The 23,151-nt window shown below is 31.3% G+C and carries 19 protein-coding genes, 1 other RNA gene and 1 riboswitch; of the genes, 15 read left to right on the top strand and 5 right to left on the bottom strand.

All coding sequences use genetic code 11. The features are described from left to right. Positions 1 to 111 precede the first annotated feature (111 nt). Both ACREVU_RS01665 and ACREVU_RS01660 read left to right on the top strand, forming a co-directional pair. Complete coding sequence (locus tag ACREVU_RS01665) at positions 112 to 1,836, top strand: solute:sodium symporter family transporter (RefSeq protein ID WP_431549900.1); 1,725 nt, start codon at positions 112 to 114, stop codon at positions 1,834 to 1,836. A gap of 149 nt (positions 1,837 to 1,985) precedes the next feature. After that, on the top strand, positions 1,986 to 3,011 hold the full coding sequence (locus ACREVU_RS01660; protein WP_431549899.1) for a LacI family DNA-binding transcriptional regulator: 1,026 nt from the start codon (positions 1,986 to 1,988) through the stop codon (positions 3,009 to 3,011). A 46-nt stretch (positions 3,012 to 3,057) separates the two neighbouring features. Here ACREVU_RS01660 and ACREVU_RS01655 read toward each other — a convergent pair whose 3' ends face one another. The 4 genes from ACREVU_RS01655 to ACREVU_RS01640 all read right to left on the bottom strand — a co-directional run bounded on the left by ACREVU_RS01655 (position 3,058) and on the right by ACREVU_RS01640 (position 7,945). Beyond that, positions 3,058 to 4,821 (bottom strand): glycoside hydrolase family 35 protein, encoded by a 1,764-nt coding sequence (locus tag ACREVU_RS01655; protein WP_431549898.1) that lies wholly within the window; start codon positions 4,819 to 4,821, stop codon positions 3,058 to 3,060. A gap of 34 nt (positions 4,822 to 4,855) precedes the next feature. Beyond that, positions 4,856 to 5,677 carry a carbohydrate ABC transporter permease gene (locus ACREVU_RS01650; RefSeq protein WP_431549897.1) on the bottom strand — a complete coding sequence of 274 codons (822 nt, stop codon included), beginning with the start codon at positions 5,675 to 5,677 and terminating at the stop codon, positions 4,856 to 4,858. After that, positions 5,674 to 6,567 (bottom strand): carbohydrate ABC transporter permease, encoded by an 894-nt coding sequence (locus tag ACREVU_RS01645; protein WP_431549896.1) that lies wholly within the window; start codon positions 6,565 to 6,567, stop codon positions 5,674 to 5,676. Before ACREVU_RS01645 ends, ACREVU_RS01650 begins: the two co-directional genes overlap by 4 nt. A 70-nt stretch (positions 6,568 to 6,637) precedes the next feature. After that, positions 6,638 to 7,945 (bottom strand): ABC transporter substrate-binding protein, encoded by a 1,308-nt coding sequence (locus ACREVU_RS01640; RefSeq protein WP_431549895.1) that lies wholly within the window; start codon positions 7,943 to 7,945, stop codon positions 6,638 to 6,640. 325 nt (positions 7,946 to 8,270) lie between these two features. Between ACREVU_RS01640 and ACREVU_RS01635 the strand changes: the two genes are divergently transcribed. The 12 genes from ACREVU_RS01635 to ACREVU_RS01580 all read left to right on the top strand — a co-directional run bounded on the left by ACREVU_RS01635 (position 8,271) and on the right by ACREVU_RS01580 (position 21,679). Next, positions 8,271 to 9,431 (top strand): galactokinase, encoded by a 1,161-nt coding sequence (locus ACREVU_RS01635; RefSeq protein ID WP_431549894.1) that lies wholly within the window; start codon positions 8,271 to 8,273, stop codon positions 9,429 to 9,431. 12 nt (positions 9,432 to 9,443) lie between these two features. Then, complete coding sequence (locus tag ACREVU_RS01630; RefSeq protein WP_431549893.1) at positions 9,444 to 11,387, top strand: beta-galactosidase; 1,944 nt, start codon at positions 9,444 to 9,446, stop codon at positions 11,385 to 11,387. 31 nt (positions 11,388 to 11,418) lie between these two features. Beyond that, positions 11,419 to 12,930 (top strand): UDP-glucose--hexose-1-phosphate uridylyltransferase, encoded by a 1,512-nt coding sequence (galT, locus tag ACREVU_RS01625; RefSeq protein ID WP_431549892.1) that lies wholly within the window; start codon positions 11,419 to 11,421, stop codon positions 12,928 to 12,930. A 110-nt stretch (positions 12,931 to 13,040) separates the two neighbouring features. Then, positions 13,041 to 14,039 carry a LacI family DNA-binding transcriptional regulator gene (locus ACREVU_RS01620; RefSeq protein WP_431549891.1) on the top strand — a complete coding sequence of 333 codons (999 nt, stop codon included), beginning with the start codon at positions 13,041 to 13,043 and terminating at the stop codon, positions 14,037 to 14,039. Positions 14,040 to 14,184: 145 nt separating this feature from the next. After that, entirely contained in the window at positions 14,185 to 14,622 is a 438-nt protein-coding gene (gene mntA / locus ACREVU_RS01615; RefSeq protein WP_431549890.1) for a type VII toxin-antitoxin system MntA family adenylyltransferase antitoxin, read from the top strand. After that, entirely contained in the window at positions 14,576 to 14,986 is a 411-nt protein-coding gene (hepT, locus tag ACREVU_RS01610; RefSeq protein WP_431549889.1) for a type VII toxin-antitoxin system HepT family RNase toxin, read from the top strand. The genes mntA and hepT overlap by 47 nt, the downstream gene beginning before the upstream one ends. Before the next feature lie 63 nt (positions 14,987 to 15,049). Further along, the gene (locus ACREVU_RS01605; protein ID WP_431549888.1) at positions 15,050 to 16,474 is read left to right on the top strand and encodes a deoxyribodipyrimidine photo-lyase; all 1,425 of its coding nucleotides are present in this window, start codon (positions 15,050 to 15,052) and stop codon (positions 16,472 to 16,474) included. 141 nt (positions 16,475 to 16,615) lie between these two features. Next, positions 16,616 to 17,329 carry a cytochrome c biogenesis CcdA family protein gene (locus ACREVU_RS01600; RefSeq protein WP_431549887.1) on the top strand — a complete coding sequence of 238 codons (714 nt, stop codon included), beginning with the start codon at positions 16,616 to 16,618 and terminating at the stop codon, positions 17,327 to 17,329. An 18-nt stretch (positions 17,330 to 17,347) separates the two neighbouring features. Beyond that, the gene (locus ACREVU_RS01595) at positions 17,348 to 17,911 is read left to right on the top strand and encodes a redoxin domain-containing protein (protein ID WP_431549886.1); all 564 of its coding nucleotides are present in this window, start codon (positions 17,348 to 17,350) and stop codon (positions 17,909 to 17,911) included. A 56-nt stretch (positions 17,912 to 17,967) separates the two neighbouring features. Continuing rightward, on the top strand, positions 17,968 to 19,095 hold the full coding sequence (gene msrB, locus ACREVU_RS01590; protein WP_431549885.1) for a peptide-methionine (R)-S-oxide reductase MsrB: 1,128 nt from the start codon (positions 17,968 to 17,970) through the stop codon (positions 19,093 to 19,095). Between the two features lie 87 nt (positions 19,096 to 19,182). Further along, positions 19,183 to 19,950, top strand: a complete 768-nt coding sequence (locus tag ACREVU_RS01585; RefSeq protein WP_431549884.1) for a response regulator transcription factor — start codon at positions 19,183 to 19,185, stop codon at positions 19,948 to 19,950. Between the two features lie 4 nt (positions 19,951 to 19,954). Beyond that, entirely contained in the window at positions 19,955 to 21,679 is a 1,725-nt protein-coding gene (locus tag ACREVU_RS01580; RefSeq protein ID WP_431549883.1) for a sensor histidine kinase, read from the top strand. Here ACREVU_RS01580 and thiT read toward each other — a convergent pair. Beyond that, positions 21,676 to 22,308: an energy-coupled thiamine transporter ThiT gene (gene thiT / locus ACREVU_RS01575; RefSeq protein WP_431549882.1), complete on the bottom strand. Its 633-nt coding sequence runs from the start codon at positions 22,306 to 22,308 to the stop codon at positions 21,676 to 21,678. The two genes, ACREVU_RS01580 and thiT, sit on opposite strands and share 4 nt — an antisense overlap. A gap of 86 nt (positions 22,309 to 22,394) precedes the next feature. Further along, positions 22,395 to 22,500, bottom strand: a riboswitch (TPP riboswitch). Positions 22,501 to 22,618: 118 nt separating this feature from the next. On the opposite strand from thiT, the gene rnpB reads away from it, so the two are divergent. Beyond that, positions 22,619 to 22,995, top strand: an RNA gene (gene rnpB / locus ACREVU_RS01570) — RNase P RNA component class A. Positions 22,996 to 23,151 lie beyond the last annotated feature (156 nt).

The raw sequence follows: 23,151 nt of genomic DNA, 5'->3' as shown, positions 1-23,151 counted from the left end.
GAAATTTATTGAATTATTTTTAGTTAAAGCGGCGTACTTTTAAAAGTACGTATTATATTTACAACGATAGAAAAGGTTTTCTATTAAAAAATAATAACTTGGAGATGTGTTATGCAGAATTTAACTATTGTTTCATTTATATTTTTCACAGGTTTAGTTGGTCTTATTACTTACTTAAAGCTAAAAGGTAATAATAAAAGAAATCAATCAAAGGATGCTTATTTCTTAGGTGGACGTAGCTTAACAGGTGGAGTTATTGGTGCCTCACTTTTACTAACAAATCTAAGTGCAGCAAATTTTGTTGGTATGAGCGGACAATCTTATAGTGGTAATATGAGTAACATGGCATATGAAGTTACCTCTGGACTTGTACTTGTTGTTGTAGCCATGTATTTAGTACCAAGGTATTTAAAACAAGGAATAACAACTGTACCAGATTTTCTTGAGGATAGATATGATTCAGGTGTTAAGAAAAGCATTTCAATATTGTTTTTACTTTGTTATGTATTAAATTTACTTCCAACTACACTTTATTCTGGCGCTATTGCACTTAGTCAGATATTTAATTTGGAAAGTACTTTTGGAATAAGTTATCAGATGAGTATATGGATTACAGTATGGTCGATAGGTATAATTGGTTATGTCTATGCAGTAATAGGTGGACTCAAAGCAATTGCAGTATCCGATTTATACAACGGAATTGGACTTGCCGTTAGTGGACTCTTGGTGCCTTTCTTTGGACTGTTATATCTGGGTAAAGGAAGCTTTTCCCAGGGGTTATCATATATGGTTTCCACTGCACCAGAAAAGTTAAATGCAGTAGGTGGAGCAAATGATCCTGTTCCTTTTGGTGCGGCAATGACAGGTTTATTATTAGTTAATCTTTATTATTGGGGTACTGATCAATCTATAATACAGAGAGCTCTCGCAGCTAAAAATCTTAAAGAAGGTCAAAAGGGAGTAATACTTGCAGGCCTTTTAAAAGTAATGACACCACTAATTGTAATTATACCAGGAATTATAGCTTTTCAAATATTTGGAGGAGGAGCAGTAAATCCAGATCTTATGTATTCAAAACTAGTTAATGCTGTAATGCCTAAGTACTTAACGGGATTTTTTGCAGCAGCAATGTTTGGTGCTGTCTTAAGTACATTTACTGGAGTTTTGAACAGCGCTTCAACACTATTTGCACTAAATGTATATGGACCTATTTTTGGGAAAGGTAAAAGCGATAAAGAACTTGTTTCTAAAGCTAAATCCTTTGGACTGATAATAGCAGGGGTCTCAATGATTATAGCTCCATTTATAATGTATGCACCACAAGGATTATTTCAATATTTACAAATAGTAAATGGATTTTTCAATGTCCCTATATTTACTATAGTATTTATTGGATATGTTACAAAACGAGTTCCTGCAATTGCAGCAAAGGTATCATTAGTATTTTTCGTAGGAACTTATGCAATACTACAGTTAGTAATTAAGCCGGACTTGAACTTCCTTTATCAACTTGCAATATTATTTGTACTAAGTAGTGCACTTATGTTAATAATAGGCAAAATTAAGCCTAGAGAAACGGATTACGTAATGGAAATAAGAAATGTAGTTGATATAGAGCCTTGGGAGCATCGTCACGTAGCAGGCGGAGTAGTTGTATTTCTTATGATATCAATGTATATATTATTTTCAAAACTTGGTGTAGCTTCAGTTAACGGAATTACAATTTATACTTTTGGATATATGTTAATTGTAGCTATTATAATAACACTTGCAGTAATATTTATAAAAAGAAAAGATTCAGAGAAGATTAAAAAAAATGAAGCTAAGGCTGCCTAAATTAGTAATTAATGTGCAATAATATAAGGAGTTGTCTCAAAATAAATTATTATGAGACAGCTCCTTATTAGTTATAAATACTTTAAAAGATTTAACTTTTTAGTAATATTTACACGTAAGAAAGATAAATATTTTTATAGGAGGCTAAAATGAAAGCTAATATAAGGGATGTTGCGAGAGAAGCAAATGTTTCTATGAGTACTGTATCAAGAGTTATAAATAGCAATTATCCTGTTAAGCAAGAGACCAGAATTAGGGTTGAGGAAGCAGTAAAAAAATTAAATTTTAGTCCTAATGTTTTGGCAAGGTCACTAGTTAGTCAGAATACAAAAACAATAGGTATTTTAGTTCCAAGCATAAGTAATATGTTTTTTCCAACTGTAATTAAGGCTATTGAATATGAACTTAGAATAAAGGGTTATTCAATTTATCTGTGCGATACAGATGATAAGGCGCAGGAAGAAATAAAATATATAAGATCACTTATGGGCAGACAGGTAGATGGGATCATAGTTATAGATCCCAAAACTGAAAATATGAAAAATGGGTTTTATGAAACAGCGAGTAGCGATATTCCTCTTGTATCAATTAATGGATATAATAATAACATTAATTGTAATTTTGTGCTTAATGATGAAGCAAGTGGCGTAAGACAAGCCATGCAGTATCTTTTAAAACTAGGACACAAAAATATAATTTTTGTAAGAGGTAAAGAAAGTTATTCCTATGATATAAAAGAGGATGTATACAATAAATTCATGGAAGAAAATAAATTGGGTCATAAAAAAAGAATTATAGATATAGGGGAAGGAAATAGTAATAAAACCGTGGACGGGGCAATCCAGATAATGAAGTCAGAACTTAAAAAATTAAAAGCATTAAAAGAACCTATAGCTGTATTTGCTTGTAATGATTTAATGGCTGTGGGAGTTATGAATGCTTGTAGAATAATGAAATTTGATGTGCCGGGAGACGTTTCAATAATTGGATTTGATAATAGTTATATTTCAACTATAGTTGAACCAAAACTTACTACTGTAGATCAAAATATGTATTTGCTTGGAGAAAATGCTTCAAGAATGCTTTTAGACTTAATTGAAAATAAAAATGTTACGACTAGTAGCATTAAATTAAAAACGCAACTTATTATAAGAAATAGTTGTAGTAATATTTAAATTTAAAGAAGTGGATAAATATCCACTTCTTTAAATTTAATTATTCTTAAATATCTAGGTCTGGAGTATTTTCTAAGGTAATAAATTCTGATACTTTTCCTTCAGTTTCAAAAATTACAATTTCATTTTTACCAATTTTTAGGCAAGGACCTGGAATATAAAGTGATTTTTGTGGTCCAAGTTCCCAAAATCGTCCTATATTAAAACCATTTACAAATATACATCCTTTTCCCCAGCCGTCAAATCTTAGGAAAGTATCACCTATTGTTTGAACTTGCAGTTCAAATTTATAAAATCCAGGGGTACCTTGTTCATAACCACCTTTATAATTTACATCTTCTATATTATCTAATGGAAGGGTATAGTGATTCCAACCAGAATGAGCATGTGTATCTATTATAACTCCATCTACAATTCCTTTATGCTGATAGTTTAGTTTTTCTCCAAAGTTGACTCTTCCCATATTTTCAACTAATATATCCAGGGAATTATCTTCTTTCTTATCAAAAACAAGTTTAGCAGGAGATCCTAGTTCTCTATCATATTGAGTTAGGACATTTTTGCCATTTACATACACTTTAGCTCTATCATGTGCACCAAGTAGTCTAAAGCTATCTATATTTCTGCCGACTCCTACATTGGAGCGATAAAGAATATAGCCATAACTTTGACCTAATTTTTCCATTGGAAGTATGTCCTCTCTGTATTCAGGGGTGGATATGTTATCTAGTGTGTTAAATAAAGATACTTTTTTCACAACGTATAGTTTTCCATAAGAAATTTTTTTAATGTTTGTTGAAAAAATAACCTTAGGTATTTCAACGTATTTAGATATAACTTTTTTAAAGGCTTCATACTTAGGAGTTATGTCTCCCCATTCGGTAAGTACTGCATCATAATCATAAGAAGTTACATCTGGTGTAAGTTTTTCATAATTATTCGATCCATTCATAAAGCCGAAATTTGTTCCTCCATGAAACATATAAATATTTACATGACCTTCACTGAGGATTCCATCTAAATCTTTTGCAGTATCTGATGCAGATCTTACATGATGTTTTTTATCGCCCCAGGCATCAAACCAACCAATCCAAAACTCCATGCACATGAGGGGTCGATTTCCAATAATACTTTTCAGTTTTGGAAGTGCATCCTCCGGTTTTGAACCAAAATTGGCAGTTGCAAGGACGTTAGTGTCTAGTTTTCCAGATTCTAAAGCTTCGCCCCATGGTCCATCTGATGTAACAAAAGGGACTACTGCTCCAAATTTTCTCATCATATCATTTATGACTTGCAAATATTTTTTATTGTTTCCGTAATAACCATATTCATTCTCGATTTGCATCATAATAATGGGTCCACCATAATTTATCTGAAGTGGACTTATTATCTTAAACAATTCACTATAATAATCATTTAAATACTTTAAGAAGGGTTTGTAAGATGACCTAACTTTCATTCCATCCTCAGCTAGTAAAAAAGCTGGTAAGCCTCCAAACTCCCATTCAGCGCAAATATAAGGCGATGGTCTTAATATTACCCAAAGTTTAAGGTCTTGTGCTATTTTAATAAATTTTTCTATATCTAGGTTTTTATCAAAATTAAAGCATCCCATACTAGGTTCATGCATATTCCAAGGCACGTAGGTCTCTACTGTATTACAGCCCATGGCTTTTAACTTTTCTAAACGATCTCTCCAATACTCTGGAACCACTCTAAAATAGTGGATTGCTCCTGATATAATCTTAATCTTTTTACCGTCCAAGTAAAAATCTTCTTTTATTTCAAAAGTGTTGTTTAGTGTGTTCATATTTTCACCTACCTAATTCTATATTTTTTCAATATTATTTTGCAGACCCAACCATTCCTTCAACAAAATGTTTTTGCATTGTCATGAATAATAGAACCATTGGTAATGTAGCAATTACAATTGCTAGCATAAGAATACCGTAATCAACGAAATAAGCTGAAGATAAGGAAGAAACTACTAAGGTCAAAGTCTTCATTTTATCTGTTTGTAATACAATTAATGGCCACATGAAATTATTCCATTGCAAGGTAAATGCAAAAATCGAGGCAGAGGCAAAGGTGGATTTCATAGAAGGCACAACGATTCTTAAAAAGATTGATATTTCTCCTGCTCCATCAATCCTGGCCGCTTCAATAATTTCATTTGGAAAAGATTTAAAGCTTTGTCTGAAGTAAAATATTAAAAACACTTGACCAATGTAAGGCAAAATAATAGCCCAATGATTATTTACCATATTAAAAGCAACTACTAACTTAAATAGTGGAATCATTATTGCTCCAAAAGGAATCATCATAGAAAATAGAAATATAGCATATATTTTTTCTTTTCCAGGAGACTTAAACTTTTCAAAACCATAAGCAGCTATTGAACATATTGATAAGGCTAAAACTGTATATATAAGTGTTACCTTAACAGTGTTCATAAAGGGTGTGCCTATATCACTAATTTTAATCAATCTATTATAGTTGTTTAGAAGTTCTGAGCCAAAAGTCATTTTTCCGTTTGTTATATCTACTGTCTTGTTTGTAGCTGAGATGAACATCCAATAAAATGGGAAAAGAGATAAAAATGACACTATTGAAAGAAATCCATATTTAATTATGTTTTTTAAAGATTTTTTTAACTTATTTATCATTTATCTTCACCTGCCATTTTAATTTGAATAATTGCTAGTATTGCTACTATGAGAACAACAACATAAGATAGTGTTGCAGCATAACCAAAATTTGGAGCATACACAAAAGATTGGTTATAAATATATTGAGAAATACTAAGTGTTGCATTTCCTGGGCCACCTCTAGTTAAATTCATAGGTTCATCAAATATTTGAAGAGTGCCTATTGTAGACATTATAGTTGTAAATAGAATGATGGGTTTTAACTGCGGTACTGTAACATAAAAAAACTGTTGAATTGAATTTGCACCATCAAGTTCAGCGGCTTCATAAGTTTCAGTTGGTACATTTTGTAATGCAGCTAAATAGAAAATCATATTATAGCCTGTCCAACGCCATAACAAAGCAATTATAATAACCACTTTCGCCAAGGTTGGGTCGCTTAACCACTCTATTGGAACACTAATTATTTTAAGTGCTGTAAGTGAATAGTTGATGATACCATTTGGTGCAAATAGCATTTTAAATAATACAGAATATGCAACCAAAGAGGTAACGCAAGGTAAAAAGATTGCAGTTCTAAAAAAAGTTTTAAACCTTAGTTTTTTAGAATTAAGTAAGGTAGCTAGAAACATAGCCATGGTAAGCATTATAGGAACTTGCACAATTAAATAAATAAAAGTATTTAATAATGCTTTTTTAAACAACTGATCATTAAACATTCGTTTGTAATTATCAAGTCCATTAAATTTTTGAACTATTCCTTTAACAGAGTGAAAAGAAAGATAAAAAGAGTTGAGAACAGGGTATAAAATAAAAATTAAAAATGTAACTACAGTTATTGAAATAAATAACCAACCAATTATATTAATTCTGCGTTGACCTTTACTCCTGGGCTTTTTAGTTTTCATGGAATAACCTCCTACTTTACAATAAAGGAATGGTTATAATACCATTCCTTTATCCTACTTTCTAATAATATTATTGAATTTGACTACTAAGTTGATCTTCAGCATTTTTAAGTCCAGCTTTAACGGTGATTTTTCCACTTAGAATATCTTTCATTTGGGCCATTATAGCTTGGTCTCCTTCTGCTGCATAGGAACCATATGAAACTCCAGGAATTTTCTTCATCCAACCAGAGAAGTCTTGAAATACCTTTTGATCTCCAAAGAATTTATCTCCTGCAGAGTATGCGGTGCCGGTTTGTGAAGGTAAGTAAGTTCCAACGGCCCCTCTCTCTACAAGAATTTTTTGAAAGAAATCGTTATTTCCAGCATACACTGTTTTTAGGAAATCAATAGCAACATCTTTATTTTTTGAATCATTTAAAACATACCAACTAGAACCACCAAGATTAGTTGCATTTACTGAACCTGATGTTGCAAGTCTTGGAAATGCTGCTATTGCCCATTTACCTGATTGATCTGTTGCAGCTTTTATTGAACCCATGATCCAAACACCAGTGTTAACTGTTGCTACATCACCTTTGTTCATTGAAGCAACCCAATCTCCCCAACCAACTGTATTTTTTACTATACCTGCATCTTGAATTTCTTTATATTTAGTTACAGCATCTATAAGTGCTTGATTATCTGCCATAGTAACTTTGCCATCTTTATCAAAATACCATTTGCCGCAAGATTGTATCATTTCTCTTAATATTGCTGCATCGTTATATACATCCATGCTTATCATAGCTTTTCCAGTCTTAGTTTTAACATCTTTTCCGATTTTTATAAATTGATCCCAAGTAATATCTTTCATATCTGCTGGTTTGTATCCAGCTTTTGTAAGTATATCTGTTCTATAGAACATTCCTGATACACCTGAATCAAAAGGAAGTCCATATGTTTTTCCGTCAAGAGACACGGCATCAACTTTATATTTTGCAAAATCACTACTTTTAACAGTCGCAGTTAAATCCGCAAATTTGCCAGGATAAGAAGTTAAATACTTCTGTGCATTATAATCTTCAACTAAAGTTATATCTGGTAGACTGTCTGCTGCTCCTGCAACTAGACCTGTCTGAAGTTTTGTTTCTACATCTGCCTTTGCATAATCTACAACCTTAATTGTTACATTTGGGTGGTCGGCTGAATAGATTTTTGCAGCATCTTGCATTATAGGAATGTTAAAATTCTTATCCCAAGCCCATACTGTTACTGTTTGTGCTACATCTGTTTTTGGTGCTTCTGTAGGTTTTGATACCTCAGATGTGGTAGCTTTTCCACATCCACCTAATACTAAAACGGATGTTAACATTATTGATAAAATTTTCTTTTTCATAAAATCCCCTCCTAATATGATGGTTAATAATAAAAACGGTTACATGAGTACATTGTAAATTGTTTTTAGTAAAAAAGCAATGGTTTTAAACAAGTTTTACTAAAATTTATTTTTTTGGTACAAAGCTTATACTTAAAGTGCTAAGTCTTATATATTAACCTATTGACATATTTGCTTTTACAGTACATTTATTAAATAAATATACTGCTTTTATGTATAAAAATAAATTAGTTTAGTAAAACAATTGAAATTTTACTGAATAAATGATAGTATTTATATATAAAGGTTTACAGGGACGAATCTACTATTAAAAGGAGACTAAAATATGATTAATAAATTAAAAAATTTGTTTAAAAAAGTGTATGCAGCCGAGGTAGAAAAAGTCTTTTTTGCTCCAGGGAGAGTAAATTTGATAGGCGAGCATACAGATTATAATGGTGGAAATGTTTTTCCATGTGCAATAACATTTGGTACCTATGCATTAATTAGAAAGAGAAACGATAATAAGTTAAGATTTTATTCGGAGAATTTTAAAGAACTAGGAATAATTGACGTGAATATAGATGATATAGAATATAACAGTGAACATGATTGGGCAAATTATCCTAAGGGAGTAATTTGGGCTTTTGGCACGAAAGGTATGAAAATAGATAGTGGATTTGATATATTATATTATGGTAATATTCCAAATGGTGCAGGGTTATCTTCTTCAGCATCTATTGAAGTAGTTACAGGGGTTGTTTTAAAGGATTTATATGATTTTAATATTGATATGATAAGCATTGTTAAGTGTAGCCAACAAGCTGAAAATCAATTTGTAGGTGTGAATTGTGGTATTATGGATCAATTTGCCATAGGCATGGGTAAAAAAGATTGTGCAATACTTTTAGATACAAACACATTAAAATATGAATATGCAAATATCAAGTTAGATGGAGCATCTATAGTAATTTCAAATACTAATAAAAGAAGAGGTCTTGCGGATTCTAAATATAATGAGCGAAGAGCGGAATGTGAAACTGCACTTAAAGATTTACAAACTGCGCTTCATATAAATGCTCTTTGTGAACTAAACGAAGAAGAATTTGAAAAAAACAGGCATCTTATAAAAAATGAAATTTGTGCAAAAAGAGCAAAGCATGCTATTTATGAGAATCAAAGAACTATAGAGGCTGTTAAAGCTCTTGAAAATAAAGATATAGATTTATTTGGAAAGTTAATGAATAAGTCACATGTATCACTAAGAGATGATTATGAAGTTACTGGTATAGAACTTGACATCTTAGTTGAAATATCCTGGAAAATGCCAGGAGTTATAGGGTCTAGAATGACTGGTGCAGGCTTTGGTGGATGTACAGTAAGTATAGTTAAAGATGAATTTGTGGATGATTTTATTAAAAACGTTGGAGCGGAATATAAAAACAAGATAGGATACGCAGCAGAGTTTTACGTAGCTCAAATAGGTGATGGCGCAAGGAAGCTTTAAGGAGGAGTTTGTATGTATTTAGGAGTAGATTATTACCCAGAGCATTGGGATATTGATATGATGGATTCCGATTTGACAAGAATGGTGGAAATGGGTGTTAACACTATAAGGATTGGAGAATTTGCTTGGCACATGATGGAGTGCACCGATGGTAAATATGATTTCGAATTTTTTGATAATGTAATTGTAAAAGCAAAAGAATATCACCTTAAAGTTATTTTTGGGACTCCTACAGCTACATTTCCAGCATGGCTTTCAAAGGATCATCCATCAATTTTATCAGAGGATATTCATGGACATAAAAGAGTGTTTGGGGGAAGAAGACAATACTGTTTTAACTCTAATATATACAGGGAATACACTAGAAAAATTGTTGAAAAATTAGTATATCATTATAGAGATGAACAGGCTATAATAGCTTGGCAAATAGATAACGAACTTGGTCATGAGGGTAGTGATTTTTGCTACTGTCATCAGTGCCATGGAGCATTTCAAGAATTTTTACAGGATAAATACAAAACTATTGAAAATTTAAATGACACCTATGGGACAATATTTTGGGGTCAAACATATAACAATTTTGATGAAATTCCTATTCCTAAAAAAACCATAACCTCTCACAATCCTAGTTTACAACTAGATTTTGCAAGATTTAGAGATTATTCAATTAATAGTTATGCCAAAATGCAAATCGATATTGTGAGAAAGCTAAAGGGAAAACATCAAGGAGTTACTCATAATTTCTATGGAGGATTTTTTGATAAATGTTATAATCAAAACACAATGGCTAAGGGACTAGATTTTGTGTCCTATGATAATTATCCAGTGTGGGGAGGTCTTAAAGAGCCACTGTCCCCAGCGAATATTGCTATGACTCATGATTATGCAAGAGGACTTAAAAATAAGAATTATTGGATTGTAGAACAATTAATGGGTGCTCAAGGACATACCGTAATAGGGTATTTACCAAGGCCAAATCAAGCTAAAATGTGGAGTTATCAAGCTATGGCTCATGGATGTTCAAATATGCTGTTCTTTAGATGGAGAGGTATGAACAAAGGAGCGGAACAATATTGTTTAGGTATAATAGATCAAAACAATAGAACTTCAAGAAAATATTATGAAGCTGAGGAATTCTTTAAAGATATAAGTAAATATGAAGAGTTAGTTAATTCAGAAATTAAATCAGAGGTGGCAGTACTATACTGCTTTGATAATATCTGGTCATGGAAAGCGCAACCTCAAAGCTCAGAATTTGATTTTACCAATGAATTTGTACGATTATATACCCCTTTTTACAACTTGAATGTAAATATGGATGTACAATCAGTAGATATTGATTTTAGTAAATATAAAGTATTGATTTTACCGGTAATGAACATAATAGAGCAATCACTAGCAGAAAGGTTAGAGAAATTCACTGAAAATGGCGGTATTGTGATATTCTCTTTTCGAACGGGTATAAAAGATGAAAATAACAACCTTTATTTAGGCAGTGTATTTCCTGGATATGTTCAAAAGTTATGTGGTATAGAAATAGAAGAAAGTGAATCACTTCAAGCCAGTCAAGAAGTTGAAATATTAGGACAGGGCACTTTTGAAAATATAATAGGTAGTGGTAAGGTTTGGAGAGATATGATAACTACTACTACGGCTAAGGTTTTATTTAGGTATACAGATAAATTTTATAGTGAAAAGGCAGCTGTAACTTGCAATAATTATGGTGCAGGTATTGTTTATTATGTGGGATCTGGAGTAGATGAAGATACACTAAATATAATTGTAGAAAGTATTATTAAACAAGCAGATATGAAATTCGAAAAAACTCAAAGTGCAGTGGAAGTTGTATTTAGAGAGGTCAATGATATTCAGCATAAGTTTGTAATAAATCATAATGACTACGAAGTCATTTATGAGGGTTGTACCCTTAAGGCTTATGAAGTAAAAATTATATAAATAGTTTTAATGACATAAAAGGGGTGTTAACATGGCAGTAAATATTTCTATAGAGGTTCAAAAGCTACTTTATTATGGAGAGCAAAAGAAATTAATAGAACGCGCGGATATAATATATACAAAAAATAGGATTCTGGAAGCACTATCACTAGATGAAATTGAAGATCTACAAATTGAAAATGAAAATTATAGACTCCAAGGAAATTTAGATAATATAATCCAGTGGGCTTATGATAATGGAAGAATAGAGGACAATGGGATAGTTAGTAGAGATTTATTTGACACAAAAATAATGGCTTGTTTAATAGGAAGACCATCTGAAATAATAAGAGAATTTAGAAGGCTTTATAATGAAAGTCCAATTAGTGCGACAAATTATTTTTATGGATTGTCAATTAACTCTAATTATATAAGATGGGAAAGAGTACAAAAGGATTTAAAATGGAAGTGTGCAACAAGCTATGGAGACATTGATATTACTATTAATTTATCTAAACCTGAGAAAGACCCGAAAGCCATTGCTAGGGCTAGAAATTTAAAGACAAGTGGGTATCCAATTTGTTTACTTTGTAAAGAAAATGAGGGTTATGCAGGTAGGATAAACCATCCAGCCAGAGGTAATCACAGGCTTATTCCAGTTGAATTAGATAGCGAAAAATGGTTTTTACAATATTCTCCTTACGTTTACTACAATGAGCATTGTATAGTGCTTAAAGGCGAACATGTGCCAATGAAAATATGTAAACAAACTTTTAAGAGACTTTTAGATTTTGTTAAGCAATATCCACATTATATTATAGGCTCGAATGCTGACCTTCCTATAGTTGGAGGATCAATATTGAGCCATGATCATTTCCAAGGTGGGAACTATGAATTTGCTATGGCAAAGGCACCTATAGAGGAAGAATTTGAGCTGGAAGGTTTTAAGGGAGTAAAAGTTGGTAGAGTTAAGTGGCCCATGAGTGTTGTTAGAATAGCGGGAACTGATAGTGAAACCTTAGTTAATTTAGCTTATCATATTTTAAATAGTTGGAAGAAGTATTCTGATGAAAGTGTTGATATAAGTGCATTTACTGAGGAGATACCACATAATACAATAACACCTATAGCTAGAAGGCGAGGTAATGACTATGAGATAGATTTAGTTTTAAGAAATAATAGAACATCCAAGCAGCATCCAGATGGAATTTTTCATCCCCATAGTGAATTACATCATATAAAGAAAGAAAATATTGGACTTATTGAGGTTATGGGTCTTGCTGTGTTACCTGCAAGACTAAAAACAGAGATAAAACAGTTAAGCTATTATTTAGTAAATAAAGATAAAATTGCAGATTTGGATAATTGTGAGGAGCTTATAAAGCATAAAGAATGGGCATTGCAATTAATTCAAAAATATTCAGAAATAAATGAAAAAAATGTAGATGAAATATTGAAAAAAGAAATAGGAATGGTATTTTCAGAGGTTCTCGAACATTCAGGGGTATTCAAAAGGGATGAAAGAGGAATACAAGCTTTTAATAAATTTATAAATAAGTTATAGAAAAAATATTTTAAGGGCGGATTAAAACATAATCCACTCTTAAAATAAAACCTTTTTAATAAGTTAATACAGTATAATTAAGATAAATAAAAAAAGTGAGTGTGAGAATTATGACCACAATAAAAGATATTGCAACCAAAGCTGGAGTATCAATTGCCACTGTATCTAGGGTATTAAACTTTGATGATACATTAAATGTAACAGATGTTACAAAACAACGAATATTTGAAGCGGCTGAGGAATTAAATTATATAAAAAAGAAAGAAAAAAATACAAAGAAAAGTAAATATAAAATAGCTATAGCAAATTGGTACACTGAAAAAGAAGAAGTATTAGATCCGTATTATTTATCTATAAGAATGGCTATAGAGAATAAATGCGCTAGTGAAAATATTGAAGTAGTAAAATTATCACCATTTTTTACTACATATGCAAAAGATATAGATGGAATTATCGCAATTGGAAAATTTGGTCATAAGGAACTGGAAAAGATTAGACTAGTGTCGGATAACATAGTGTTTGTAGACTCATCTCCGGAAAGTGAAGTTTATGATTCTGTGGTATGCGATTTTAAATATGCAACTATAAATGCATTAAATTATTTAGAGGGACTAGGGCATAAAAATATTGGATTTATAAGTGGTGTGGAACATATAAATGAGGGTAAAGATATTTTTGTTGATAGACGGGAAAGAACTTATAAGGAAGAAATGTGTGCTAGGGGAATAGACTGCAAGTCTATTTTGTATTTAGGTCAATTTACACCGCAAAGTGGCTATGAGCTTATGAAAAAGGCATTAAGTGATCAAAATAATTTAACCGCATATATTTTAGCTAATGATTCTATGGCAATAGGTGCCTACAAAGCTATAAGTGAAGCTGGACTTGCAATACCCGAAGATATAAGTATTGTATCATATAATGATAATATAAATGCACAGTTTATAGTGCCCGCATTAACTACAGTTAGAATCTACATGGAATTTATGGGTGAAACTGCTGTGGATTTAATGATTGAAAAGTTAAAATCAGAAAGAGAAATAGCAAAAAAAGTTGTTATACCAACAACACTTATAAAAAGAAATAGTTGTTGCAAGGTTCGTGGGTAACTCACTTATAAAATAAGGGTAAATATTACTATATGCTTTGACAAACCCATATGAAAAACCTATAATTAATTTATAATGAATGGTGAATAATAAGTTGAGACTTCTTATAATAAATATATTAATTGAAGGAAGTTAGGTGGAATTTATGGATTACAATGTAGAAGAATTAAAAAACACATGCGTAAAGCATGGAATTAATATGGTTTTATTATATGGATCTGAGGCATCTGGAAATAGTAATGCTCAAAGTGATATAGACTTAGGATTACTCTTAAAAGATGATGCTTATAATTTTGAAGAGATAATAAAAGATTTTATGCGGATTTTTAAAGATAACACTATAGATGTTTCAATTTTAAATCATGGTGACCCTGTTTTTAAATTTGAGATAATATCCAACTACAAAATATTATTTTGTAAGGAGGATGAGATTTTTCTTGATTTTTATACTAATACTGTAAAACAATACAATGATACTAAGAAATTTAGAATATTAGAAGAGACATATTTAGAAAATTTTATAAGAGGTGAAAGAAATGGTATATACAAATGTAATCCGCCGAAAGTTAATAAACCTTTCTGAATATATTGAGGAATTAGAGCCATTTATGGAGTATAGCTATGAGCAATATATTTCAAATTACTTTATAAAAAGAACCGGTGAAAGATTAATACAACTGATTGTTGAAAATATGGTGGATATAAATTCTATTATAATTAGTGAAATGAATCATGCTCCATCAAAAGACTATTATTCTTCATTTGAAATTATTGGTGAATTAAATGTTATTCCAATAAACTTTGCAATAGAGTTAGCACCATGTACTGGTATGCGAAATAGATTGGTTCACGAGTACGATAAAATACAAGACAAAATTGTTTTTGATAGTATAAAAAAAGTGATAGAAATGGTGAATAAATATATTGAGTATATCAATAAACGTTAGTAAACGGGGACTGCTGAAATATATTTTAGCAGTTTTTTAATTGTTGAAAAATAATCTATAATAATGGAGCTAAAAATAATGATTTTACAAGAGAGAATTAAAGTTTTAAATAATAAAAAAATGATTGATAATCCTTACGTGGTTTACTGGATGCAATGTTCTCAAAGAACTGAATATAATCATGCCCTAGAGTATGCCATAATGCAGGCAAATGAACTTAAAAAGCCATTAGTTGTATATTTTGGCTTAACTGATAATTATCCAGAAGCTAATGAAAGACACTATTATTTTATGCTAGAGGGATTAAAAGAAGTAAAAATAGAATTAGCTAGAAGAAATATTAAAATGATTATTAGAAAAATATCTCCTGAGAGTGGAGCCTTAGAAATATCATCTTTTGCAGCATTAATGGTGGTAGATAGGGGATATTTAAGGATAGAAAGAAAGTGGAGAACGCTTTTAGCTCAAAATGCGAAATGCTGTGTGGTGCAGGTAGAAACTAATGTTATTGTACCTATAGAAATGGCTTCTATAAAAGAAGAATATTCCGCATATACCCTTAGAAATAAGATAAACAAGAGATTAGAGGAGTTTGCATTACCACTTAACGAGAGAGAATGTGATAAACATTCTACTGATTTAGAGCTTCCACTTTATGAATATGATATAGAAGATATGGATAAGGTTATTTCAGAACTTAAAATAGATAAAACCGTGAAGAGAGTTCTATATTATAAGGGTGGTACTAGAAACGCCAAGCTATTATTAGAAGATTTTATTTCTAATAAATTAGCCCATTATACTGAACTTAAAAATGAACCTTCAGAAGTATATTCTTCTAATTTGAGTCCATATCTGCATTTTGGTCAGATTTCTCCTTTGTACATATATATTAAATTAATGGATGTATATATAGAAGATAAAAAAGCTTTTTTAGAAGAACTAATAATTAGAAGAGAATTAAGTATGAATTTTGTTTTTTATAATGATAAATATGATAGTTATGCATGCCTTCCATCTTGGGCATTAAATACACTTGAAAAGCATTTGGTAGACTCACGGGAGTTTGTTTATTCCGTGCAAGAACTGGAAGCAGCCAAAACCCATGATGCTTATTGGAATGCTGCGCAAAAGGAAATGCTCATTACGGGTAAGATGCATGGCTATATGAGGATGTATTGGGGAAAGAAAATATTAGAATGGAATAAAAATCCAGAAGAGGCTTACAATACAGCTATTTATTTAAATAATAAGTATCTTTTAGATGGTAGGGACGCAAATGGATTTGCTGGGATAGCTTGGTGCTTTGGAAAGCATGATAGACCTTGGGGCGAGAGAGCTATTTTTGGATTAGTTAGATTTATGAACGATAAAGGTTTAAAAAGAAAGTTTAATATGGAAAGATATTTGCAAAAGATTGAAGCTATGGTTTATAATTATGTGATTACCAATGATAATGAGAAAACTGAACAAATATCCTTATTTTAAATATATTTTATGCTCTCACGAACGTATTAGTTTGTGGGAACTTTTTTATATAGAATAATCAAATAATTACAGTATCATATTCTATGTACTAATAGTCTATAAAAGCTTAGAATAATATTATTAAAGGAAGGTGATGATAGTATGGTAGGTAATGAAATATTTATGAGTACGGTTTTTGTAGCAGGAATATTTTCTTTTTTTTCACCCTGCCTTGTGCCATTGCTTCCAGTTTATATTTCGATTTTTGCAGGGAATCAAGACAATGAAAACCATGAAAAATATATGAAAAAATTAGGCGTTTTAAATATAAATCTTTTAGTTATAGCAAAAACCTTAGTATTCGTTGCAGGAATATCTACAAGCTTTATCATATTAGGGTTTGGGGCAGGTTCTCTTGGGACTTTAATTAATAGCAGTGTATTTATAACACTTTGTGGAGTAGTAGTTATTGTTTTAGGTATTCATCAAACTGGATTAATACATTTTAAGTTGTTAGATAGAGAAAAAAGAGTAGTTATAAAGAGTAATAATGGGATATTTGGAATATTTCTTTTGGGGTTTTCATTTAGCTTCGGATGGACACCTTGCATTGGACCTATACTTGCGGCAGTACTTGGTATTTCTGCATCAGGTGGTCAGGCGTTATATGGAGTATGGTTAATGATTATTTACTCACTAGGCTTAATGATTCCATTTTTAATAATTGCAATTTTCTCAGATGGATTATTAAGACATGTTAAAAAGCTAAATAAGCATTTAGGAAAAATAAAGGTTGCAGGTGGGATAATTATAATTTTAATGGGTATCCTGCTTATGAACAATAGTTTAAATGTACTTACAAGATTTTTCAAGTAATAATAGGAGGACAAAACAATGAAACATATAAAAATTATAGGAGTATTACTTATAGCTGTTTTGATAGGCTCAACTTTAACGGGATGCTTAAGAAGTAACAAAACTAAAATAAGTAATGTGGATGATAAAATAAAATCTGTGGAGGCAAAAACAATGAATGAAGGAACAAAAGCTACTGATTTTGAATTAAAGGATCTTCAAGGGAAAAATCATAAATTATCTGATTATGTAGGTAAAAAAGTGTATATAAAATATTGGGCATCTTGGTGTTCTATATGCCTAGTAGGACTTGAGGAGGCTAATACTTTAGCTTCCCAGAACAAAGACTTTGAGGTAATAACTATAGTATCACCAAGTTTTAGAGGAGAAATGGATTCACAAGAGTTTAAAAAGTGGTTTAGTGGACTAGAATATAAGAATTTAACAGTACTACTAGATGAAAAAGGTATAGTAGCGAGCACGTACGGAGTTCGAGGATATCCCACTTCAGTATTTATAGGAAGTGACGGGATTCTAGTTAAAACACTACTGGGTCATAATAGTAATGAGGTTATTGTGGATGAATTTAAGAATATAAAGTAATAAAAATAATGGGTATATTTTAGGCTAGACAGATATGGTAGAAAGGTGGTAATAGTATGAAATTTAAATATTTAGGAGTATTTGCTCTAATATTTGCTATATTAGCAGTTGTGATATTAATACCAGCATTATCCAAAGTAATATCTAAAAAGAATAATGTTACAGCGGCGGTGCCTATTAAAACATCTAAATTTCCTGATAATCCTAATGCTAGTATAAATTTTGATAAATCAAAATTAAGTGAAATTTGGCTTGCAGGTGGATGCTTTTGGGGAATTGAAGCTTATATGTCTAGAATATATGGCGTATCTGATGTGACTTCTGGCTATGCTAATGGTAATGTGGATAACCCAACTTATGAACAGGTTTGCACCGGAAAAACTAATTTTGCTGAAACAGTGCATGTGTTATATGATCCTGAAAGGGTTAGTTTAGAAACCCTGTTAACTTCTTATTTTAAAGTGGTAGATCCAACTTCTAAAAACAGACAAGGAAATGATGTTGGAAGTCAATATAGATCAGGTATATATTATAGTGGTGAAATGGATAAGATAGTAATTGATAATGTAATTAATAGTCAGCAAAAGAAATATACATCAAAGATCTATACTGAAGTTATGCCATTAAAGAATTTCTTTTTAGCTGAAGAGTATCATCAAGATTATTTAGAGAAAAACCCTAATGGGTATTGTCATATAGATTTTTCAAATCTTAGCGAAGAGGTGGTTAATATAGATATTAAAAAATATCCTAGACCTAGTAATGAAGAGCTAAAAGCAAAACTAACAGACATTCAATATAAAGTAGCTGTAGAGAATAATACGGAAAGTGCCTTCTCCAATGAGTATTTTGATAACCATGAGGCAGGTTTATATGTAGATGTAGTAACAGGTGAACCGCTATTTTCTTCTACAGATAAATACGATTCAGGCTGCGGATGGCCAAGTTTTACAAAGCCTGTTGAACCTCAAGTAATTACATTAAAAGTGGATAAGAAATTCAACATGATTCGAACAGAGGTTAGAAGCAGAAGTGGAGATATACATTTAGGTCATGTTTTTGATGATGGCCCTAGTGACAAGGGTGGAAAGAGATATTGTATTAATAGTGCCTCCATAAAGTTTATACCTGTGAATAAAATGGAAGTTGCAGGCTATGGATATATAATGAATTTAATTAAATAATAAGTATTTTGAAGAAAAGGTTGATTTAGGTCAACCTTTTGTTTAAAGTTAAAGATAATGTGAATGTCAAATAGTAGGAAGTGAAATATGTATAAGTTATTAATAGTAGATGATGAATACATTATTAGAAAAGGAATTATATCTTTTGTTAATTTTAGTGAACTTAATATATATAAAGTTTTGGAAGCTAGTGATGGCAAGGTCGCATTAGAAATTTTTAAGGAAGAACTACCAGATTTAGTTCTTGCCGATATAAATATGCCAAAAATAAATGGTTTAGAATTTACTGCAGCATGTAAAGCCATAAAACCTGAGGTGAAAATATGCATAGTTACTGGTTATGATTATTTTGATTATGCTGTAACTGCATTAAAGCTAGGGGTAGATGATTATATGCTAAAGCCTGTCTCTAAAAAAGATGTGAGTGAAGCCCTAGGGAAATTAATAAATAAGATTAGTGCTGAAAATTATAAAGAGGAGGTAAAATCTATTGTTAATGGACTTAAAAATAAGCCTATCTCCGATGATGATAATGGGTACAAGACAAAAATACAAAAGGAGATTGAAGACAATATTGGTAATCCTCAGCTATCATTAACACTATTATCGGATAAAATGGGTCTTAGTTTGGGATATTTAAGCAATCTTTTTAAAAAACTAATTGGAGTTACTTTTCAAGAATATGTATTTAATGAAAGAATGGAAAGGGCAAAAATAATATTACTTAGTACAGATATGAAAAATTATGAAATAGCAGAAGCCCTGGGATTTGAAGATCCTAACTATTTTAGTACTGTGTTTAAAAAGAAATATGGCATGTCTCCAAATCAATATAAAGAGAAAGTAAGGGGCTAAGTTTATGATTAAACCTAAAGCTTTTAATAAAATAAAGTTTCAAATCACAAGTTTTTATTTTATATCAAGTTTAATTGCTATTTTTCTCATGGCACTTATTTTATATAATAGTTTTTTTAATATAGAACTCCATCAAGATTTAAATGCCACTAAGATGGCTGTAGAAAAAAGTGGGAATTATGTGGAGCTTTATGTGGATAAGTTAAAGGTAATATCTAATATTTTGGTTAATAATAATGAAACTATAGATTATTTAAGCGAAAGTAAAAATAATGAGGCAGAGAAAAACCTGAGTGGACTATTAAATCATACAATAGAAAGTGATCCTTCTATAAAATCTATTATTATTGTTAGTAAAGATGGAAGGCTTATATCTAATGAAAAAGAGTTAAACATGTCTATGTCAAGTGATATGATGAAAGAACAGTGGTATGTTGATGCTATACGTAGTAGTATGCCAATACTTACTAAGGCCAGGATGCAAAATTTTTCAATGGATAAAGACAATTGGGTTATCTCCATTAGCCAAGAAATAAGAGACCAAAAGGGAAACAATTTAGGGGTACTCTTAATAGATGTTAAGTATAAAATTATTGATAACTTTTTAAATGATTTGAATGTTGGAGCTAAAGATTATGTTTTTATACTAAACAATAAAAATGAAGTAGTTTATCATAAAGATACAAATTATTTTATAAGTCCCCAGCTTCAAAACAATCTAATTGCTGAGAGTAAAATGCCTGAAGGATACGATGCAAAAATTAAATCGTTAATTCAGAGCTACAAGATTAAGAACACTGATTGGACACTATTTGGAATCTCAAGCTTACATGAATTGGGAGTAATAAAAAGAAATCTTATAGAAACTATTGTCCTTATTAGTGTAGTATTTTTACTTATAATAGCTTATAGTGGAAGCTATTTTGCGGGAAGAATAACTCGGCCTATAGCAAAATTAGAACAGGCTATGAGAAATATTGAAGAGAATTTTACTACGGTTGAATTAAGCGAAAATGGTTGCTATGAGGCTCAAAGCTTAGCTGTGCACTTTAATAATATGATACAAAAAATAAAGAAACTATTAGACGAAATATCACAAAAGGAAAAGTACTTAAGAACTTCTGAACTAAATGCTTTGCATAGCCAGATAAATCCTCATTTTTTGTATAATACCTTAGATACTATTGCTTGGATGGCAGAATTCAAGGATACTGAAAAAGTAGTATCTCCTACAAAAGCTCTAGCTCAATTTTTTAGACTGTCATTAAATGGAGGGAATGAGATAACTACAATATACAATGAATTTGAACATATAAAGCAATATTTATATATTCAAAAGCAAAGATATGGAGATAAGTTAAGCTGTGATTTTTATTATGATGAAAACATAAAAGACGTTAAAATATTAAAAATAATTCTTCAACCCATTGTGGAAAATGCAATTTACCATGGGATTAGAGAGGTAGATAGAAATGGATTTATAAATATAACTGCAAAAAAACAAGGTAAAAATATTATATTCACAATAAGGGATAATGGTGATGGTTTCGATTTAAGTTTATTACAAAAAGAAAAATCCACCAAAGATGTTAGGCTTGGTGGAGTAGGTATAAAAAATGTGGATAAACGTATAAAACTGTATTATGGTGAAGAATATGGTGTGAATATAGAATCCATTATAGGTAAGGGAACTACAGTTTATATAATTGTTGGTGAAATACTGGATTAATCCTTTAAAACTATTTTTGATAATCGTTTTAAAGGTAAAATCGCAATAATTACACAGGTAATAATGGTTTCTATACCCATGTACGAACCATTATATAAAAAGGAATATAAATAAACAGAGGTTCCTTTTGGAGCATAACTTCCGAAAAATACTACACCGGATATAAAATGGCATGAAAATCTTGCTAGCATAGCAAGGAGCACTCCCATAAGTTTCCCTTTAATATCATAAGCTCTAAAGTAACCAACTATTCCAATAGCCATAAATGGAAGGGGATAATCAAATAGGACTTGCACCGGATGGACAGCAAATGGGGTCATTATAAAATTAATAATTCCAAATAAAAACCCTGTTAAAAATCCAACTTCGGGGCCATAAAAAAGAGCAATTAGTATTATGGGAACCATACTTCCAGCAGTGACACTACCACCTTGGGGCAATTTTAATATTGTGATAAGTTGTAATACAGTAGCTAATGCAATAGATAAACCAACTAGGGTTATCATATGGGTAGTAAATTTAATCTTTCTGATTTTTAAAACCGCATAGATTAATAAAAACAGGCCTAATAGCGCAAAAATAGCAATAGGACTTTTTGTAAGTTCAGTAATTCTTTCAGCAAAATTCATTTTAATAGCCTCCACATATTGTGCTATAGGAGTATTACGGTAAAAACAAAAAAACTATATTCTCAAAGGAATACAGTTAATGCATTTATACATCATGACCGCTTCCCTACGCTGGTACTATCCAGATCAGGTATAAAGGGTTAATGAATTAAATATTCATATCTCAGCCATAAGGCACCCCTAGCACATATATTATTATTTGTTTTAATTATACAATAATATTCTGTGTTTTACAACGGTTTTATAACGGTTTTTAGTAATGAGGAAATAAATTCGACTTTTGCGGTAAAATGTGATAGAATAGTCTTTGCAAGTAAGCCAGACAATCGCTGCTGTAGAAATACAGGAGAGGAACGTCCGAGCTCCATAGGGCAAGGGTGCTGGCTAATTACCAGTGGAGGCGACTCTAAGGAAAGTGCAACAGAGATATACCGCTAAAGGTATTTCAAAGCTCAGTTTTCTGAAGCGCTGAAATATACTAGTAAGGGTGGAAAGGCGAGGTAAGAGCTCACCAGCGCAATGGCGACTTTGCGGCTATGTAAACCCCATCTGGAGCAAGATCGAATAGGAAAGCATTTTGGGACTGCCCGTCCCGCTTTCGGGTGTATCGCTTGAGCCTATTGGTAACAATAGGCCTAGATAGATGATTGTCTAATACAGAACTCGGCTTATAGACTTACTCGCACCATTGAAAACACTATGTTTAATGCATAGTGTTTTTTATTGTGCGCCCGGCATGGGCGCAATCTAATGGGTGAAAGTCCCTAGCACGGGTTAATAGTGCCAAGTGCATAGCTTAAGACAAGGGTGTCCATCGCGAGACGGAATCTGAAGGAAGTCGGC

The organism is Clostridium sp. (assembly GCF_050717535.1).
Classification (GTDB): Bacteria; Bacillota; Clostridia; order Clostridiales; family Clostridiaceae; genus Clostridium_AD.
This window is presented reverse-complemented; position numbering and strand designations above follow the sequence as displayed.

Bases quoted from the DNA above. Each gene is read 5' to 3' on its own strand.
- ACREVU_RS01665 (WP_431549900.1), top strand. From the start codon at position 112: ATGCAGAATTTAACTATTGTTTCATTTATATTTTTCACAGGTTTAGTT.
- ACREVU_RS01660 (WP_431549899.1), top strand. From the start codon at position 1,986: ATGAAAGCTAATATAAGGGATGTTGCGAGAGAAGCAAATGTTTCTATG.
- ACREVU_RS01655 (WP_431549898.1), bottom strand. From the start codon at position 4,821: ATGAACACACTAAACAACACTTTTGAAATAAAAGAAGATTTTTACTTG.
- ACREVU_RS01650 (WP_431549897.1), bottom strand. From the start codon at position 5,677: ATGATAAATAAGTTAAAAAAATCTTTAAAAAACATAATTAAATATGGA.
- ACREVU_RS01645 (WP_431549896.1), bottom strand. From the start codon at position 6,567: ATGAAAACTAAAAAGCCCAGGAGTAAAGGTCAACGCAGAATTAATATA.
- ACREVU_RS01640 (WP_431549895.1), bottom strand. From the start codon at position 7,945: ATGAAAAAGAAAATTTTATCAATAATGTTAACATCCGTTTTAGTATTA.
- ACREVU_RS01635 (WP_431549894.1), top strand. From the start codon at position 8,271: ATGATTAATAAATTAAAAAATTTGTTTAAAAAAGTGTATGCAGCCGAG.
- ACREVU_RS01630 (WP_431549893.1), top strand. From the start codon at position 9,444: ATGTATTTAGGAGTAGATTATTACCCAGAGCATTGGGATATTGATATG.
- galT (WP_431549892.1), top strand. From the start codon at position 11,419: ATGGCAGTAAATATTTCTATAGAGGTTCAAAAGCTACTTTATTATGGA.
- ACREVU_RS01620 (WP_431549891.1), top strand. From the start codon at position 13,041: ATGACCACAATAAAAGATATTGCAACCAAAGCTGGAGTATCAATTGCC.
- mntA (WP_431549890.1), top strand. From the start codon at position 14,185: ATGGATTACAATGTAGAAGAATTAAAAAACACATGCGTAAAGCATGGA.
- hepT (WP_431549889.1), top strand. From the start codon at position 14,576: ATGGTATATACAAATGTAATCCGCCGAAAGTTAATAAACCTTTCTGAA.
- ACREVU_RS01605 (WP_431549888.1), top strand. From the start codon at position 15,050: ATGGAGCTAAAAATAATGATTTTACAAGAGAGAATTAAAGTTTTAAAT.
- ACREVU_RS01600 (WP_431549887.1), top strand. From the start codon at position 16,616: ATGGTAGGTAATGAAATATTTATGAGTACGGTTTTTGTAGCAGGAATA.
- ACREVU_RS01595 (WP_431549886.1), top strand. From the start codon at position 17,348: ATGAAACATATAAAAATTATAGGAGTATTACTTATAGCTGTTTTGATA.
- msrB (WP_431549885.1), top strand. From the start codon at position 17,968: ATGAAATTTAAATATTTAGGAGTATTTGCTCTAATATTTGCTATATTA.
- ACREVU_RS01585 (WP_431549884.1), top strand. From the start codon at position 19,183: ATGTATAAGTTATTAATAGTAGATGATGAATACATTATTAGAAAAGGA.
- ACREVU_RS01580 (WP_431549883.1), top strand. From the start codon at position 19,955: ATGATTAAACCTAAAGCTTTTAATAAAATAAAGTTTCAAATCACAAGT.
- thiT (WP_431549882.1), bottom strand. From the start codon at position 22,308: ATGAATTTTGCTGAAAGAATTACTGAACTTACAAAAAGTCCTATTGCT.